The organism is Synechococcales cyanobacterium T60_A2020_003, from assembly GCA_015272205.1.
Lineage (GTDB): Bacteria > Cyanobacteriota > Cyanobacteriia > RECH01 > RECH01 > JACYMB01.
Map to the genome: position 1 here is coordinate 1 of JACYMB010000022.1, position 16,902 is coordinate 16,902.

The 16,902-nt window shown below is 50.8% G+C and carries 17 protein-coding genes and 1 pseudogene; 7 read left to right on the forward strand and 11 right to left on the reverse strand.

The genetic code is table 11. The features are described from left to right. Both IGR76_00915 and rlmN read left to right on the forward strand, forming a co-directional pair. A partial coding sequence (locus IGR76_00915; GenBank protein ID MBF2077104.1) for an AarF/ABC1/UbiB kinase family protein occupies positions 1–319 on the forward strand: 319 nt, incomplete at its 5' end. A gap of 65 nt (positions 320–384) precedes the next feature. After that, positions 385–1,467, forward strand: a complete 1,083-nt coding sequence (rlmN, locus tag IGR76_00920; protein ID MBF2077105.1) for a 23S rRNA (adenine(2503)-C(2))-methyltransferase RlmN — start codon at positions 385–387, stop codon at positions 1,465–1,467. Positions 1,468–1,663: 196 nt separating this feature from the next. Here the strand turns inward: rlmN and IGR76_00925 are convergent, their stop codons facing one another. Continuing rightward, positions 1,664–1,849: a replication restart DNA helicase PriA gene (locus IGR76_00925; GenBank protein ID MBF2077106.1), complete on the reverse strand. Its 186-nt coding sequence runs from the start codon at positions 1,847–1,849 to the stop codon at positions 1,664–1,666. Positions 1,850–2,579: 730 nt separating this feature from the next. On the opposite strand from IGR76_00925, the gene IGR76_00930 reads away from it, so the two are divergent. The 3 genes and pseudogenes from IGR76_00930 to hrcA all read left to right on the forward strand — a co-directional run bounded on the left by IGR76_00930 (position 2,580) and on the right by hrcA (position 5,317). Further along, positions 2,580–3,455 carry a prolipoprotein diacylglyceryl transferase gene (locus tag IGR76_00930; protein MBF2077107.1) on the forward strand — a complete coding sequence of 292 codons (876 nt, stop codon included), beginning with the start codon at positions 2,580–2,582 and terminating at the stop codon, positions 3,453–3,455. A gap of 233 nt (positions 3,456–3,688) precedes the next feature. Beyond that, positions 3,689–4,059: pseudogene (locus tag IGR76_00935) on the forward strand (rhodanese-related sulfurtransferase). A gap of 172 nt (positions 4,060–4,231) precedes the next feature. Next, positions 4,232–5,317, forward strand: a complete 1,086-nt coding sequence (gene hrcA, locus IGR76_00940; GenBank protein MBF2077108.1) for a heat-inducible transcriptional repressor HrcA — start codon at positions 4,232–4,234, stop codon at positions 5,315–5,317. On the opposite strand, the gene IGR76_00945 is transcribed toward hrcA, so the two are convergent. Next, positions 5,314–5,739, reverse strand: coding sequence for a heavy metal-responsive transcriptional regulator (locus IGR76_00945; GenBank protein MBF2077109.1), 426 nt, complete (start codon positions 5,737–5,739; stop codon positions 5,314–5,316). The two genes, hrcA and IGR76_00945, sit on opposite strands and share 4 nt — an antisense overlap. A gap of 36 nt (positions 5,740–5,775) precedes the next feature. Continuing rightward, entirely contained in the window at positions 5,776–6,060 is a 285-nt protein-coding gene (locus IGR76_00950) for a hypothetical protein (GenBank protein MBF2077110.1), read from the reverse strand. 241 nt (positions 6,061–6,301) lie between these two features. Between IGR76_00950 and IGR76_00955 the strand changes: the two genes are divergently transcribed. Next, entirely contained in the window at positions 6,302–8,812 is a 2,511-nt protein-coding gene (locus IGR76_00955) for a U32 family peptidase (GenBank protein MBF2077111.1), read from the forward strand. Between the two features lie 5 nt (positions 8,813–8,817). Here IGR76_00955 and miaA read toward each other — a convergent pair whose 3' ends face one another. Beyond that, complete coding sequence (gene miaA / locus IGR76_00960; GenBank protein ID MBF2077112.1) at positions 8,818–9,729, reverse strand: tRNA (adenosine(37)-N6)-dimethylallyltransferase MiaA; 912 nt, start codon at positions 9,727–9,729, stop codon at positions 8,818–8,820. Between the two features lie 183 nt (positions 9,730–9,912). Between miaA and gyrB the strand changes: the two genes are divergently transcribed. Then, positions 9,913–11,850 carry a DNA topoisomerase (ATP-hydrolyzing) subunit B gene (gene gyrB, locus IGR76_00965; GenBank protein ID MBF2077113.1) on the forward strand — a complete coding sequence of 646 codons (1,938 nt, stop codon included), beginning with the start codon at positions 9,913–9,915 and terminating at the stop codon, positions 11,848–11,850. Positions 11,851–11,872: 22 nt separating this feature from the next. Here the strand turns inward: gyrB and IGR76_00970 are convergent, their stop codons facing one another. From IGR76_00970 to IGR76_01000, 7 genes are all read right to left on the reverse strand, one after another. Beyond that, positions 11,873–12,931, reverse strand: coding sequence for a TIGR00341 family protein (locus tag IGR76_00970; GenBank protein ID MBF2077114.1), 1,059 nt, complete (start codon positions 12,929–12,931; stop codon positions 11,873–11,875). Between the two features lie 71 nt (positions 12,932–13,002). Then, positions 13,003–13,362, reverse strand: coding sequence for a hypothetical protein (locus IGR76_00975; protein ID MBF2077115.1), 360 nt, complete (start codon positions 13,360–13,362; stop codon positions 13,003–13,005). Between the two features lie 172 nt (positions 13,363–13,534). Next, positions 13,535–13,825, reverse strand: coding sequence for a phage holin family protein (locus IGR76_00980; GenBank protein ID MBF2077116.1), 291 nt, complete (start codon positions 13,823–13,825; stop codon positions 13,535–13,537). Further along, entirely contained in the window at positions 13,786–13,929 is a 144-nt protein-coding gene (locus IGR76_00985; protein MBF2077117.1) for a hypothetical protein, read from the reverse strand. Before IGR76_00985 ends, IGR76_00980 begins: the two co-directional genes overlap by 40 nt. Before the next feature lie 165 nt (positions 13,930–14,094). Further along, complete coding sequence (locus tag IGR76_00990; protein MBF2077118.1) at positions 14,095–14,403, reverse strand: hypothetical protein; 309 nt, start codon at positions 14,401–14,403, stop codon at positions 14,095–14,097. Positions 14,404–14,448: 45 nt separating this feature from the next. Next, the gene (locus tag IGR76_00995) at positions 14,449–16,068 is read right to left on the reverse strand and encodes a DUF3352 domain-containing protein (protein MBF2077119.1); all 1,620 of its coding nucleotides are present in this window, start codon (positions 16,066–16,068) and stop codon (positions 14,449–14,451) included. A gap of 200 nt (positions 16,069–16,268) precedes the next feature. After that, positions 16,269–16,724, reverse strand: a complete 456-nt coding sequence (locus IGR76_01000; protein ID MBF2077120.1) for a hypothetical protein — start codon at positions 16,722–16,724, stop codon at positions 16,269–16,271. Positions 16,725–16,902: the final 178 nt, after the last annotated feature.

A 16,902-nucleotide genomic window follows, 5' to 3' on the forward strand; every position in this document is an offset into this window, starting at 1 on the left:
CCAACAGCCCAAGGCAACGTCCTCGACCCTCTCCCCAGAGGAACAAAAGAACTTAGAACATTTCAACCGCATTGACCAAATTCTGCGAGACTCTCCCGGTTTCGATCCGATGCAGTTGGTGAACTTAGTGCCAAAGTTAGTCGTTAAGCCAGAACTGCATTGGATGGGGCAACAGGTTGTCAGTGGATTGGCTCAACGGGCGATCGCTCGTATGGTTCGGGAGTTGTTTGTAGAGCAATCCGTCCCGAACTCACCGTCAATTCCGGTTCCAACGGCTGAGCCTGCTCAACCTGCGCTGCCTGCTGCACGACGGTCATAGACGAACCGAGTAGTATAGGGGGAGGGGTGTCATCGCTCCTCCCTTTCGTGCTGTCCTCCTTAGTAATGTCCTACGCTGCACCCGTGTCTACAGTAGTTCCCACCCTTTCCTCCACCACCACAAGTTCTCGTCCCCTGCTCGGAGCCTCCCTCACCGAACTGACGGAATGGGTACAGCAGCAGCAGCAGCCCGCCTACCGGGGTAAGCAGTTGCACCAGTGGATTTATCAGCAAGGGGCGCGCTCGCTCCTCGATATCTCGGTTTTTCCAAAGGCATGGCGAGAACAGGTGGCCCAAACTCCGATTGGGCGATCGCAAATCCATTACCGTGCTGAAGCCAGTGATGGGGCAGTCAAGTACTTGCTGCGGCTCAGCGATGGCAACATTATTGAAACTGTTGGCATCCCCACCGAAAAACGCCTCACAGTTTGCGTGTCATCTCAAGTGGGCTGCCCAATGGCCTGCGATTTTTGCGCGACGGGCAAAGGGGGATTTCTGCGGAACCTGGAACGCCATGAAATTGTGGATCAGGTGCTCACGGTTCAGGAAGATTTTCAGCAGCGGGTGAGCCACATCGTGTTTATGGGGATGGGCGAACCGTTGTTGAATACGGCTAGCGTTCTGGAAGCGGTGCGATCGCTCAACGAAGATGTGGGGATCAGCCAGCGATCGATCACGATTTCGACCGTCGGCATTCCGGGACATATTCGCCGTCTAGGCGACCATCACCTCCAAGTCACCCTTGCCGTGAGTCTCCATTCCCCGTTTCAAGCCCTGCGCGAACAGTTGATTCCCAGCGCCAAACATTATCCCATTGAAACGCTGCTGCAAGAATGCCGCGACTATGTCGGCCAAACGGGACGCCGGGTTAGCTTTGAATACATCCTGCTCGCCAATGTGAACGATCAGGCACACCATGCTGAAGCCTTGGCACGTCTGCTCAAAGGATTTCAGAATCATGTGAATTTGATTCCCTACAATCCCATCCAAGACGCCGATTATCAACGTCCTGCCCATAAAGACGTCCGTGCCTTTGAGCAAATTCTCAAAAATAATGGCATTGCGGTCAGCATTCGATACTCAAAAGGACTGGATGCCGATGCCGCCTGTGGTCAGCTTCGAGCCAGTCAAAAAGCGGCTGAAGGTTGAAACGAATTTGTGCTTAATACCGTTTCTCTTAAATTGGGTTATAGATGCCAACGCGTAACCTAGGGAATGATATGGCTTTCGGAACTCAAAACTTAAACCTCAAAACGGAGAGCTGGTATAAACGACCTCTAAATAAGGCGATCGCCCAGGACATTTCCCTAGGCGATCTGCGTTCATCCAGTGAAAGGTTGATGCCCTAGCGCATCTGCAACCCGCCGCCAGTCCGGACAGAAATTCCTGGCGCGTAGGCTTCGACAACACTTCCCGTGTGGGCGCAGGTCACCATGTAGTAATCACAGGCTGAACACTGCGTTTGAATTCTCGGCGTTTGATAGTAACGGGCGGCTGGACTGCCGCAATTCGGGCAGCGCACCATTTGCATTGAACAGGTTTCTAAAAGAGTCTCTAGGCTAACAGTTTGTAATGATAGCGGTGAGGTAGTGGGTGATTTCATAGGATATAACGGCTTTTTTTGGACTTAAAAATGGCGATCGCAGACGTTGAACCAGGCAAATGTATTAATCCAGGATTATTGAAATTGTACGAAAAAGATCAGATTCTTAATTCTGTCTTAAGAATTACATTCGTGCCACAGCGAAAATTTTAATAATCGATATTATGTCAATTTTTATTTGAAGGTGCCATGAAGAATGGGCTAAAACAGCATCGGGATCAATTCAAAATAATGAAAAAGAGATTGATTTGGGGAAGCAAAAAGGCGCAGTAAATGACCTAAAAACCTTGTGAACACTACTAAATCTTGAAGAATGCGATCGCCATTGTCCAGTTATCCCGTATTTCTAAACATAAAAACACAGCTAAACGTTCATATTCAGCAGCTATCTTGATTTTTTCCAACAGCGTGATTTTTAGCTCTCCCAAATCCTCAAAAAATAAAAATAATGTGTATTTAGACACAGATTAAAACAAAAGTTAAAATTTAACTCGTCCAATCATGTCTAAACACCTCTGCCGATGGGCAGGCTGCAACATCCCACAACTCGATTAAGATAGGGAACGTCGCTGGGGATGGGTCTTCAAATTGAGGTTGTACCACCCGCAGTGCCTTAAGGTAGAGTATCCATGGTTTATCGATCGTTACAGGACGGGTAATGGTGCTACAGGTCTTGCCGCTTGCGTTTGAGTTTGCCTCCCCAGGGCGGATCCTTGTCCAATTGGGGCCACTCAGCATTCGTTGGTATGGTGCATTAATTGCGATCGCTGTGGTTGTGGGTCTTAATTTGTCGCGCTGGCTGTCCAAAAAGCGAAACATGGATCCAGAGCTCGTCACTGACCTTGCCTTTTGGCTTGTGCTTGCCGCAATTCCCTGTGCGCGGCTGTACTACGTTCTGTTTGAATGGTCGTACTACAGTCAGCATCCCAATGAGATACTGGCCGTTTGGAAAGGGGGCATTGCCATTCATGGCGCTGTGCTGGGCGGGATTCTAGCCACAATCATCTTCGCGCGGCTAAATCGAGTCTCTTTCTGGCAACTGGCTGACGTGGTTGCGCCGTCCCTGATTTTGGGGCAGGCGATTGGGCGTTGGGGCAATTTTTTTAACTCCGAGGCGTTTGGACGACCCACAGATCTTCCCTGGAAGCTCTATATTCCCCCGGAACAGCGACCGCGTGGATATGCCGACTTCAGCTATTTCCACCCCACATTTCTCTATGAGTCGCTGTGGAATATCGGTGTTTTTAGTCTTTTGATAACCCTATTTTTCTGGGGATTGCGCCGTCCGGGTCGATTGAAGCCGGGAACGATCTTTTTAACCTACTGGGTTGGCTACAGTTTAGGGCGATTCTGGATTGAAGGGTTGCGTATGGATAGCCTCATGCTGGGGTCATTGCGGATTGCCCAGGTGATTAGCCTGGTGGGAATTACCGTTGGTGTTGCTGGATTAGTTTGGCTCTACGGTCTGGGGCGATCGCTCCCTGATGTCCCCCGGATCGAGCCGCATCCGGTCAAAAAAAATCCCGAAGTTTAATCTCCGGGATCTGAATCAGGGTGCATCTACCATTCCTGTTTACTAGCCCCTGATCCACCATCCGGAAAAGCGGCGAAATTCATGTCTGAAGTTTTGGCTAGCGCACCGCGAAAGGTGTCCCATCGTGTCTAAAACTTTGCTAGCGTTATGAATACTCCAAGCTTGGTTACAAGCTTGATCAGTAGCCGCACTCATGGTTTGAATTTTTTTGAATCCCTACTTTTGAATCCGCTATGTCTGTTAATCCCCAATCCATTTCCCAGATTAGCGTTGAAGAGTTTGCCATCCGTTGCGCTGAGGTTCAAAGCTCAGGCGTAGCAAATGGGGCAGTGCAACTCATCGACGTTCGTGAACCCCACGAGCTAGAATTAGCCGCTCTCGATGGATTTATGAACCTGCCTCTCAGCCAGTTTGAGCAATGGTCTGAGCAAATTTCAAGTGTGCTTGATCCGCACGCTGAAACGATTGTGATGTGCCATCATGGGGTGCGTCGGCGCAGATGTGCTACTGGTTAATTCAACAAGGATTTACCAACGTTAAAAATCTTTCCGGTGGAATTGCCGCCTATGCCGTTCAGGTCGATCGGAGTGTGCCCCAATACTAAGGGCTTGGACATGATGGTGAAGCCCTGACCGCCATATCAAATCAAACAAGAAGATTCCAAACATCTTGTGCAGTAGTTTTGGCTACGCCTTCCTGTCCCGACCAGTCGTTAGAGTATTACAGTATTAGATAACCTTTAATTAACCTTTTATACCCATATCTTCTTTGAGTCTATGTCAGTCAAGCTCAGCGATCGCCAACAACAGATTCTCTGGGCAACCGTGCGCCACTACATCGCCACTGCTAAGCCCGTTGGGTCAGAAGCCCTGCTCGAGGAATTCAAGCTTCAGGTCAGTTCGGCCACGGTCCGCAATGCGATGGGGCGTTTAGAAAAGGCAGGTTTGCTATTTCAGCCCCATGTGTCAGCAGGACGGATTCCATCCGATTCGGGCTATCGCATTTACGTGGATCAGCTCATTACCCCCTCGGAAATGGCCGCCCGTCAGGTGGATCATGCTTTGTCTGACCAATTGAATTGGGAACAGGGCAGTATTGAAGCGATTCTGCGAGGTGCTGCGCAAATTTTAGCCACACTGAGTGGGTATATCGCACTCATTAGCATGCCTCAGACCCGGACGGTAAGCTTGCGTCATCTGCAATTTGTGCAGCTCAGACCTCAGCAAGCCATGCTGGTCGTCGTCTTGGACTACTACGAGACCCAGTCTGTGCTCATGCCCATTCCTGCACCTCCTACCGGGAGTCAGCCTGATGCAGAGTTGATTGACCGAGAGTTACGGGTTCTATCGAACTTCCTGAATCACCATCTCCAAGGGCGATCGATCGCTGAGATTTCAAACCTCGACTGGATGGAACTGGGACGAGAATTTGAACGCTATTCCGATTCCCTCAAAGCTTCTCTCTCGGAACTGATTCGCCGCAGTCAGGCTCCCATTCCCACCCAGATCGTGATTAGTGGTGTGGCTGAAGTTCTCCGCCGACACCCGGAGTTTTCAGAGAAAGAGCAAATTCAGACCGTGATTCAGCTTCTTGAAGAAGAACAGGATCAGCTCTGTGCGCTCATTCTAGAATCGGCCACCCCTGAACCTCGGCAGCGGCGGGCAAATGTCTGGATCGGCTCTGAGAATCCCTTGCAGCCCATTAACCACTGCGCGCTCGTGTCTGCCACCTATCAGCGGGACAATGTTCCCATCGGCAGCGTTGGCATGCTAGGGCCAACCCGGATGGTCTACGAAGATGCGATCGCCCTGGTGGAGGCAACCGCAGACTATATTTCTGAAGCCCTCAGCCAAATGGACTAAGGGGTTTGCAAATTCGGGCAAATCGTGCGGGCAATTCGCTCCTCTGACGGTGACTCTTGCCAACCGGATAGGATGCCCTGAAGTTCGCTCCGCAAAGTTTCAAGCTGCTCGATTTGGTGGGTAATGTCATCCACCTTCGCTTCGAGATGGAGCTTCACTTCGCCGCAGGGGAGTTGTCCCTGATCATGAATGACCAAAATATTGCGAATTTCTTGCAGCGTTAGCCCCAACGCCTGCGATCGCCGAATAAAGGATAATCGATTAAAAATCGTTGGCTTAAACAGGCGATAGTTACTATCGGGCGATCGCTCCACCGTTGGCGTCAGCAGCCCAATCTCCTCGTAATAGCGAATCGTTTTAACGCTCAAATCGCTCTGAGCAGCAACCTCACCGATTTTGAACAGTGCAGCAGTTTGGCTCATGGTCGAATTGCTAAGGGGTCAATTCAAGGCAGCGCATTAGGATTGCTTCGCGGTGTCTATTGACAGCGGTAGGGCTGGACGGGAAGTTTTAGCCGGAAGCAATCGCTGGGGCGATCGCGACCGTCCAGAGGGAACTCGTCTTGGTTTGGGCGATCGCGGCCAGTGGAGGGCGATCGCGCTACCCATCACGACTAACCCCAGTACCCGCAGGGACCCATGACCACTCACGCTGCCCATCACCGCATCCACAATGCCCACGATCAACACAAACGTTGCCACCGTATCCGGACGACGTTTAGGAATCGAAATTGGCGATCGCATGGGTTTTAGCCTCAGTAACCCGATTTTGAAATCTCTACTTCTACTGTAGCGCTTGGCTGGGAGGAGTGGCGATCGCTGATTCTACAACCGGAATCGAGCAGGATTTTATATGATCACGAAGGAATGATGTTCTCACCTAATATCAATTTCTGAAATAACCGCTACAGATGTAACGTCGGCATTACTGATGGTGCAACGCATTGACAACTCAAAACTCAAAACTCAAAATTGGCATAACTCCATGACCTCTTTGCATCCGGCTTCCGAACTCCCAGGCAACCCCTCCCCCCAGTCTCGCCCAGAGCTGCTTGCCCCAGCCGGAAACTGGGACTGTGCAAAAGCGGCCGTGGAAAACGGAGCCGATGCCATCTACTTTGGTCTGGATCGCTTCAATGCCCGTATGCGCGCCCAGAACTTCACCGAAGCCGATTTGCCCGAATTAATGGCCTATCTGCATCGGCGCGGCGTGCGGGGCTACGTCACGGTCAACACCTTGGTCTTTCCCCAGGAACTCCCCGAAGCCGAACAGTATCTCCGCACCATGATCACCGCTGGCGTAGATGCCGTGATTGTCCAGGATGTGGGGCTGTGTCGGCTAATTCGCCACCTTTCGCCCGATTTCCCCATCCATGCATCGACCCAAATGACCGTCACCAGTGCGGCGGGGGTGGCCTTTGCGAAACAGTTGGGCTGTCAGTTGGTGGTGTTGGCGCGGGAATGCTCCCTAAAAGACATTCAGCGCATTCAGACCCAGATGGCGCAGGAACAGGTAGAGATGCCCCTAGAAGTCTTTGTCCACGGGGCATTGTGTGTGGCCTATTCAGGACAGTGTTTAACCAGCGAAGCCCTGGGGGGACGCTCCGCCAATCGGGGGGAATGTGCCCAGGCGTGCCGCATGACCTATGACCTGATTGCCGATGGCAACCCGGTGGACTTGGGCGATCGCGCCTATCTCCTCAGTCCTCAAGATCTCTCCGGGCTAGAGGTTTTACCCGATCTGATCCAGGCCGGACTCCACTGCCTGAAGATTGAAGGTCGCCTTAAAGCCCCGGAATACGTCGCCAATGTGACCCGTGTGTACCGTCAAGCGCTGGATCGGGCGATCGCCACCGCTGACCCATCTTTCACCACCACACCCCGCGAGCGCTATGAGTTGGAAATGGCCTTCTCCCGGGGACTCTACACCGGATGGTTTCGCGGCATTGATAACCAAGCCCTCGTCCACGGGGAGTATGGCAAAAAACGAGGTGTGTATCTGGGACGGGTGACTCGGATTCAGGGCGATCGCGTTTGGATTCAAGCAGAGGCACCGATTAAACCGGGTGATGGGGTTGTGTTTGAGGCTCCCACCCAAAAGCAGGAACAGGGCGGACGGGTATATACAGTGGATCGCAAGGGTGCCGAAGTCTGTTTGTCCTTTGGCCGCCATGATTTGAACCTCCGCAAACTGAAGGTGGGCGATCGCCTCTGGAAAACCAGCGATCCCGACCTGGAAAAACACATTCGCCAAACCTATGCCGGAGATACCCCCAAGTTTCAGCGTCCAATCTGGATTGAGATACACGGTCGTTGTGATCATCCCCTAGTGGCGATCGCCCGTGATGAGCAAGGGCATCTCGTTCAGTTGGAATCCGCGATGCCTTTAGTCGCTGCCCACAGCAAACCGTTGACCGATGAGCGACTCCAGGAACAACTCGGACGATTAGGAAACACTCCCTATCACTTAGCCGCGTTGACCTCAACGTTAGAGGGAGCGGTGATGCTACCCGTCAGCGAACTCAACCGACTGCGGCGCGACCTAGTGGAACAGTTGGATCAGGAGCGATCGCGCCCCAAACGCTGGCAAATAAATTCCGATGCTTGCCTAGCCGACTTGCTCCCCGCAGTAGAGTCTGCCCCAGCCTCCCAACCCACCCTGATTGTCTTAGTTCGCAATCTTGAACAGTTGGAAGCGGCGATCGCTACCGGGGTAGACACGATCTACTGCGAATTTGAAGATCCCCGTACCTACAAACAGGCCGTTGCCCAGGTTCACCAGGCGAGGAGTCAAAATTCAAAATTAGAACTTTGGGTTGCACCACCACGCATTACCAAACCGGGTGAAACCTGGATTCTAGACCAGGTGAAGGCATCCCAGGCCGACGGCTATTTAATCCGAAATTACGATCACCTACGCTTTTTTGAAGGACACCGAATCACAGGCGACTTTTCCCTCAACGTTGCCAATCCCCTCGCCGCTTCCTACTTCCGGCAATACGGCTTAGAACGCCTGACCGCATCCTACGATCTCAACATCGATCAACTCACTGACCTCCTCACCAGCGCCCCTCCCACCTGGTTTGAAGTCACCATCCATCAGCACATGCCCATGTTCCACATGGAACACTGCGTCTTTTGTGCCTTCCTCTCCACCGGAACCGACTACACCAACTGCGGTCGCCCCTGTGAAACCCACCAGGTGACATTGCGCGATCGCATCGGAACCGAACATGTCCTGCGTGCCGATGCCGGATGCCGCAACACCCTATTCAACGGCACCGCCCAAACCGGAGCCGAATACGTCCAAACCTTGCTGAACCTGGGATTACGTCACTTCCGCATTGAATTCGTAGACGAATCCCCCGAACAGGTCCTACAAACCATTAACCAATATCAAAAACTCCTCATCGGAACCATTACCGGAACCCAACTCTGGCGATCGCTCCACCTGCAAAACCAACTCGGCGTCACCCGTGGCCCCCTAGGCAATTAACCCCATCACCCCTCCACCACCTTCACCACCGCCCAAACCCGCTCCACCAGATCCCCCGCATTGCTATCAAACCAATGAATACTAGAATCCGCCCGAAACCAGGTGCGCTGACGTTTGGCAAACTGGCGCGTATGCAGCACTGTCAGCCGTTGCGCTTCTTCTAAGGAAATATCCCCTGCCAAATACTGCTTCACCTCCTGATAGCCCAAGGTATTCAACAATGGCAAATCTGCCCCATAGCGATCGCACAACCGTTGCACCTCGCCCACAAACCCCATCTCCATCATCATTGCTGTGCGCCGCTGAATCCGTTGGGTTAAGGCATCCTGTTCCCCCTCACCCTCACAGTCAAGGCCAATCGTTAAAATGGGGTATGCGGGTGGATCTTCCCCCTGCTGTTGCGAAATCGGAATCCCTGTCGTGTAGAACACCTCCAAGGCGTGAACCGTCCGAGTTTGATCGTTTAGGTGAATTTTTTCAGCCGCAACCGGATCGATTTGCTGAAGCATGGCATAACATTGGGGTTGTCCCAGGCTAACCAGTTGCGATCGCAAGTCGGGCTGGGGCGGCACGCGTGGAATAACGAGTCCTCGCACGATCGACTTTATGTAAAGTCCGGTGCCACCGACCAGCAGCGGCACGCTGTTCTTTTGATGAAACGTGTGGATCAAGTGCTGAGCCTGGTGCTGATAGTCGGCAAGGGTCAGGGTTTCGGTTGGGTCGCAAATGTCGATGAGATAATGAGGAGCCTGCTGTTGTTCAACCTCCGTGGGTTTAGCCGTGCCAATGTCAAACTCGCGGTAAACCTGACGCGAATCTGCGCTCAAGATGACTCCCTGTAGGCGTTGAGCAAGGGCGATCGCCAATCCGGTCTTTCCCGTTGCCGTTGGGCCACAAATCACGATTAGAATAGACATGGGACTCTAAGAGTACAAAAGTATTGATTTTTTATCGAGAAACCTGGCATGGATCCATAGTAAAAAACTCGCTTCAGACAGCCCTAGAATCCCGCTTAACCCTTTTGTGTTAGAATTTATATACTTTTTGATAACTTCGCCGTCAAAAAGTGGTTACGAACCAAATCCAGGAGCGTTCCCTACATGGCAGATAATTACGGTGCTAGTCAGATTCAAGTCCTTGAAGGTCTAGACCCGGTGCGGAAACGCCCGGGAATGTACATTGGCACCACGGGCCCACGCGGACTTCATCATCTAGTGTACGAGGTTGTGGATAACGCCGTTGATGAAGCGCTGGCGGGATACTGTAAGCATATCCAAGCATCATTAAATCCTGATGGTTCGGTTACGGTTATTGACGATGGTCGCGGCATTCCAACCGATATTCACCCCACCACTGGCAAGTCAGCCCTTGAAACAGTGATGACTGTTCTGCACGCGGGCGGAAAGTTCGGCGGCGGTGGCTATAAGGTGTCGGGGGGCTTGCACGGGGTCGGGATCTCTGTGGTGAACGCCCTCTCAGAATGGGTAGAGGTCACCGTGTGGCGCGATCAGAAAGAACATAATCAACGTTTTGAACGAGGCGTTCCCCAGGGTGAACTGGTCTCTGCGCCCATGCCCGGCGATCGCACAGGCACATCTGTTCGCTTCAAGCCAGATGCCCAGATCTTTACAGGTGGGATCGAGTTTGACTACAACACTCTGGCGGGTCGTCTGCGCGAACTCGCTTACCTCAATGCTGGGGTAGAAATTACCTTCTCAGATTATCGGCTTGATCTCTTGAAAAGCGATCAACCTCGCGTTGAGAAATACCACTATGCAGGCGGCATTCGTGAGTATGTGGCCTACATCAATAAAGACAAAGAACCGCTTCATGAGGAGATCATCTTCATTGAGGGCGAGCGCAACAATGTTCAAGTCGAAGCAGCGTTGCAATGGTGTAGTGATGCCTATAGCGATAATCTTTTAGGCTTTGCCAATAATATCCGCACGATCGATGGTGGAACCCACTTAGAAGGGTTGAAGGCCGTTCTGACCCGTTCGATGAACGCGATCGCTCGTAAACGCAGCAAGCTGAAGGACAATGACCCAAATCTGGCGGGGGAAAACATCCGGGAAGGGCTAACGGCTGTCATTTCAGTCAAAGTGCCAGACCCGGAATTTGAAGGTCAAACCAAGACGAAGCTCGGCAACACGGAAGTACGCGGCATTGTTGACTCCTTGGTCAACGAAGCCCTTACGGAGTACCTAAACTTCCGCCCAAATGTCGCAGACTCGATCTTAGACAAAGCCATCCAAGCCTTCAAAGCGGCGGAGGCTGCCCGTCAAGCCCGTGAACTGGTACGCCGAAAGTCGGTGTTAGAATCCTCCACACTACCGGGTAAGCTGGCCGACTGTAGCTCCCGTGATCCCGCCGAATCAGAAATCTTCATCGTCGAGGGAGACTCGGCGGGTGGTTCAGCCAAACAAGGGCGCGATCGCCGTTTCCAGGCCATCCTGCCCCTACGCGGTAAGATTCTTAACATCGAAAAAACTGACGATGCCAAGATCTACAAAAATGCTGAAATCCAAGCCCTGATTACAGCCCTGGGCTTAGGTATTAAAGGCGAAGAGTTTGACTCATCGCAACTGCGTTACCACCGCATCATCATCATGACCGACGCGGACGTAGATGGCGCGCACATTCGCACCCTCTTGCTGACTTTCTTCTATCGCTATCAGCGATCGATGGTGGATCAGGGCTATGTGTATATTGCCTGTCCTCCCCTCTACAAGCTGGAACGAGGCCGCAATCACTATTACTGCTACAGCGATCGCGAGCGAGATCAAATCATTGCAGGCTTCCCCGACAACGCTAAGTACGAAGTGCAGCGCTTTAAGGGATTGGGGGAAATGATGCCCCAGCAACTGTGGGACACTACCATGAACCCCGAAAGCCGTACATTGAAGAAGGTAGAAATTGAGGACGCGGCTGAAGCCGATCGCATCTTTACTATCCTGATGGGCGATCGCGTTGCTCCTCGCCGCGAATTCATCGAAACCTATGGTTCACGCCTAAACCTAGCGGATCTAGATATCTAGAGCCTAGATAGCTAGAACAACGTCAAGGCGTCTCCAGAGAGTAGGACGGAACTTCAAAGGTTTGTACCGGAATCAAAGTCACTCGTAGCACCACAGGACGCTTGAGTGCCTGCTGCAAAAATTCCTGTACTAAGGTCACCTGGGTTTCCGTAATCGAATTCTCGGCAGACGCCACTTCCAGTTGCACAATTAATCCGTCTTTGCTCCGACTTACCGTTAGTGCTCGGATATCGCGATCGCCAAAGGTCAGCGTCCGTTGCCGAATTAACCGATTGATTTCACTGCGCGTTTGTTCACGCACAATCAAATCTTGAAACGAAAGCGCTAACGGGATCCCCAATAATGCCAGCACCGAAATCGCTATCGCTAAGCCTCTCTGGGCTCGCTCAATCGATCCATACCGCTGAAAAAGGAAAACCAATCCACCGCTAAAAATGATTCCAGCTAAGTTGGTTAAAAACAGGAGAGAGGCTCCAACAGTCACAAGCTGAGATTGCAGCGCAATTCCAATCCCAACGACGCTCAACGGTGGAACCAAGGCAACGGCGATCGCCACGCCGGGTAGCGCATCCGCAATATTGCGGCGAGATTTTGCATAGGCACCTGCAGCTCCTGCAGCTAAGGCTACCCCCAAATCTAGGAGGGTGGGACTAACCCGCGCCTGAACCTCATGGGTTAACGACGTTAAGCCGACCAAACGACAAATCAGTGCAGATAAACCAACTGTCAGGAGAATTCCCAGAATCAGCGACAGGCTAGACCGACGCAGCAAGCGACGATTTGCCATCACCATCGAAAACGCGATTCCCAAAATAGGCCCCATGAGCGGAGCCACGATCATTGCCCCAATAATGGTGGCGCTGCTATCAGCAAGCAAGCCGAGGGTCGCAATAATGCTGGAAAGGCTAAGCAGTACAAAGTAACTGCCAGAGGGTTCTGCACTGCGCCAAAGATTGCGATTTAGGAGCGATAACGGTAGTGGTTTAGAGCTTAACCACGACCAGTCTCCACTATTTCCCTTGCGAACCTTATTCAGGTGTTGTCGTCGACGGACAAGCCAGCGCTTAAAGGAGTACCACACATATATCTCCAGTAAGGTGTAGAGGTGTTATAGCGCTATAGAGAGGGCGATCGCAAGATCTGTAAAGCCATCTAACGATTTAAGTCTGCTGGTTCGCCCATATCGGTATCAGAAGTAGAAGAACCGTTTTGAGACATCAAGTGCAGCGTATTCCGGTACCACATATCCTGCTGGGGTTTACCAATGGCAATATTGTGGCGTTCGAGCGCTAACCGTACCCGTCGTCGCAATTCACGCCCGCCTAACCACTGCATTCCTGGATTGAGACTGCTCTCAATCTGCTCTGCTCGCAGCTCGACAGGAATTTGATCACCGGGATTGGTGCGATCGCGCACGCGCGGTGCCGCCACTTTGAATAGTTCTTTTCCCTCAAACCGAACGGGCGCAACTTCTAAATTTCCAACTTGCTCCACTCCGGCTGGTGGCCGCATTATAGGAACTGTTTCAGATATATTGGGTGTCGGAAGGGTTGGTAGTTGAGCAAACGCGAATGAAGGGGTAACCAGGATGAATAGTGCACTGAGAACCCCTACCAAAACGTTACGACGAGTATGGCGTCCCATCCTTGAGAAACATCCCATAGTGTTCCTATAGTACTGATGCTTATTCGTCATACCCATCTTGAGTAAGCAACGAAGCCGTCTTCGTCATCTGGCGCAGCGTTTCTTGCATGTAGGGTCCGCGTAGCCGCTGCAAGGCTATCCAAAGAAAAAAAGCACCAATGATGATATCTCCACCCACTAGGCTGGCACTCCAAATCAGCCAGTGTGATCGCGTTTGGTAGATCCACAGAACGAAGATCACTTGCATCAAGGTAATACCTGACATCATCAGCGTTGTTCCAATCGACAACACTATCGATGCACTGATGATTCGACGCTGTTCCAGCGACAGTTCCCGCTAGCCAGTTCCAGATGCATATCTACCAAACGGGTGACAATCCGCAGGCTACGCCGACCATAGACACTAATTGCATCCATCACTTCATCGACGACCACGCCCCAGACCTCCAAAAATCATCCCGATTACAAACCCAACACCGAAAGCGGTTATCAGACTATTGTTGAGCTTTTCGCGATCGCTCCCGACATTGGGCAAAAGATCATATTCAAATCATGAAATTAGATTCTCAGCCCTACGTTCAAATTCCTTAAGGGTTTGTTCTACAGCATCTTTTCGAGAACTGGTGGAGTCGATGGATTCAGCTTTTTCAGATTTTTCGGATACATCCACCTTTTCAGCGTTTTTTTCAGACCTGAATAGAGTTCTCCTAAATGATGCTGAACAAGGGTACGGGTATGATCCGTTTGCGCTGCAATGTAGTCTACAACCAAATCAAGATTGCCCTCAGTGTAGGCAAGGGTATCAGCATCTAACTGCTGATACTTGTTCAAAATCAGCGGTGTTAAAGCATCAAACTTCTGCTGAAACGATTCAGCCCAGCCAGAAGTCTCAGAAACACGATCGCTCATAATTAGGTAATCCCAAGCAGACCACTATGGAGGCATCGTAGCGCATTAAGACGATTGCAGTTGGATAAACCCTGTTTTTCGGGAAGGGCGATCGCTGCTCAATGTCAGCGACTGTATGGCTCCTGATAGCGGTTGCGTCCGTGCCAAGGCAGTATCTAATCCCAATCGTTCTTCCAGCATCGATTGGAGCGATCGTCCGTCGAAATATAGATAGTCTGTAGACGTACTCGATAGTCCCTCTAGAGATTGCTGCATTCCCCCAACTGTGTAGAGAGAATCTGCATTGAGTGCTGCATTCATAGCTTCCGGAGAACTGGCGACCAGTAGAACCTGATCGATTATTGTGTAGACACCTTCAACCTCAGCATCAAAGACTACATCTTCTGTAACAGCACTTGAAGGTTTTCGATTCGGCAAAGGCACAATGTTAGATTCAATTCGAGTCCACGCTGTTATGGAGCGATCGCCGAGTGGCAGCGTAACAACGTTTAACCCCTCTGCTCGTCCAGCTTCATCTAGGGCTGTAATCCAATCCGATGGTTCTGTTGCACTAACAACGGCATCATCAACAGGATGACTCACAAAAATCCACTCTGGCTTTGGCTGATTTTCTAGTAATACTAAAGCGTAACTACCAGATACAGGTGCAGCACCTTCGTTCATAAACAACGCTTGCCAACGCTTACGCCACGGTTCTAACCGAGAGTCGATCAAGCGCTGCGGAAAAGAAGAGACGGAATTAAAGAGTTGCTGGCTATCAAACCCAAACAACACCACAGCACTACGACTCGGCACGTAGCGCATAATAGATTCCAAAGAGGCAAACTCCGATGCTGTGGGTTGAACAGCACCTGAAGCTGTAGGAGGAGTAGATGTTATGTCTTGACCTTCTAGGCGAATACCGTGATCATTCAATGCGATCGCTGCAACAAATCCATCGTCTGTGGAATCTGGGCTAGTGTTCTGATCAAGACTGAGAAATTCCTGAATTTTATCCTCGCTCACATAAAGCATCCCTATCCGATCGGTCGGAAGCTGACGCATGGCATTCATAACGGCTTCACGATGACTGATGCCATATTCCGGAACCTGTACTGTGTTGAGAGCCTGACGCAAAACTTTGGCAGAATTACTAACGAGTACAAAGCGATCGCCAAAACGAGCCGTAGCAACCGAGTCATCCGCCGTAATTTTTACACCTGCATACTGTTCCATCTGGGGATTCATGCCAGAAAGAACGCGCTTTTCCCAGAATAATTGCAAAAATTCTTGAGCACGAGGTAAGTCTTGAATACTTAAAGCAAGCAAGTAACCCGGCTGTTTTCCGTTCGCTGAGTTTTGGTCAAAATCCTCAGACACAATCGCTGCGGTAATCTCGTCATCAAGCCAAGGACGAATATCCTGCGTATATCGGATCCCCGTACCCTCTAACAAATTTTGCTTGAATTGAAGAAATGATTGATGAAGCGATCGCCGTTCATCCGCCGTCAAACCAGTCTGCTTAAAAGCTTCGATATTTTCTGGATTCGCTTGGAGTGCAAACACGAAAGGCGCACGCTGAGGAATAAACATCAATGCTGATGGCACTGACTCTACAGGTTGCTGTAGACGCATAGCAGGATCTCGCAGGACAAGCAAATAGAACCCGCCAATTCCAACAGACAAAAATGCTAGGACGACTCCAAGTAAGATGACAAAAAATGAACGCGATCGCATAAATATATTCGGTGAAGTTCCCGTTTCAAGAATCTCATATCTTGGAGCATTCTAGCGACTCGGGAAATCTGTGCAGCACCCAATGGGCGATCGCTGCAAGCAAAGTCGTCTAAAGCGAGTATCAACTTGCTGGCTAAGTATCAAGAACATCAGTAGAGATAAATACCTCCGTCAAGACCAACATTCATAGCAATAGTACCCGGTAGGTCACTTCGGGCTTCGGCTACGACTACCTTGATATTATTTCCCTCTGTAATCACATAGAGGCTCAAACCAATGTCTTGATTTTCAGGATAGGCTAAGAAATTAATTGGAAGTGGTAAATAACTTGTCGTTAAACTACCAAATGTCACGCTCTCACCGGGCTCTACCGTCCTCTCATCTGTTGCAGGCAACGTCAGACGGCATAGAATAGTTGCCCCTCCCGCATTCACAACCTCAATCCGAACAGGTGCATTAGGGTTAATTGCTCCGACTGCTACGTTAGACTGAGCAATCAGCAATGATTCAGCCTTTGCTTGTGAATTTTTTGGAGCGCTCATCCATGCCCCTATCCCAAGAAAAGATCCAACTAGTAGTGAAACAGTAATCAAACGAATTTTCATATACCTCTCCTCACAACTCGACCACCTTATAAGTGGTTCGGTATCTATGTTTAATTTTGACCTATAGATCTAATCCTGACCGCTATACAGGTAGAACATTCTAAAAAGTTGATAAATTTATATAACAAAACCCGTCTTAGCCTGATGGATAGGCAAGACGGGTTACGAATAAGAACCT

Coding starts and splice junctions, on each gene's coding strand:
- IGR76_00990 (MBF2077118.1), bottom strand. CDS start 14,403: ATGAGCGATCGTGTTTCTGAGACTTCTGGCTGGGCTGAATCGTTTCAG.
- IGR76_00930 (MBF2077107.1), top strand. CDS start 2,580: ATGGTGCTACAGGTCTTGCCGCTTGCGTTTGAGTTTGCCTCCCCAGGG.
- rlmN (MBF2077105.1), top strand. CDS start 385: ATGTCCTACGCTGCACCCGTGTCTACAGTAGTTCCCACCCTTTCCTCC.
- IGR76_00955 (MBF2077111.1), top strand. CDS start 6,302: ATGACCTCTTTGCATCCGGCTTCCGAACTCCCAGGCAACCCCTCCCCC.
- IGR76_00925 (MBF2077106.1), bottom strand. CDS start 1,849: ATGCAAATGGTGCGCTGCCCGAATTGCGGCAGTCCAGCCGCCCGTTAC.
- gyrB (MBF2077113.1), top strand. CDS start 9,913: ATGGCAGATAATTACGGTGCTAGTCAGATTCAAGTCCTTGAAGGTCTA.
- IGR76_01000 (MBF2077120.1), bottom strand. CDS start 16,724: ATGAAAATTCGTTTGATTACTGTTTCACTACTAGTTGGATCTTTTCTT.
- miaA (MBF2077112.1), bottom strand. CDS start 9,729: ATGTCTATTCTAATCGTGATTTGTGGCCCAACGGCAACGGGAAAGACC.
- IGR76_00975 (MBF2077115.1), bottom strand. CDS start 13,362: ATGCGGCCACCAGCCGGAGTGGAGCAAGTTGGAAATTTAGAAGTTGCG.
- IGR76_00945 (MBF2077109.1), bottom strand. CDS start 5,739: ATGAGCCAAACTGCTGCACTGTTCAAAATCGGTGAGGTTGCTGCTCAG.
- hrcA (MBF2077108.1), top strand. CDS start 4,232: ATGTCAGTCAAGCTCAGCGATCGCCAACAACAGATTCTCTGGGCAACC.
- IGR76_00950 (MBF2077110.1), bottom strand. CDS start 6,060: ATGCGATCGCCAATTTCGATTCCTAAACGTCGTCCGGATACGGTGGCA.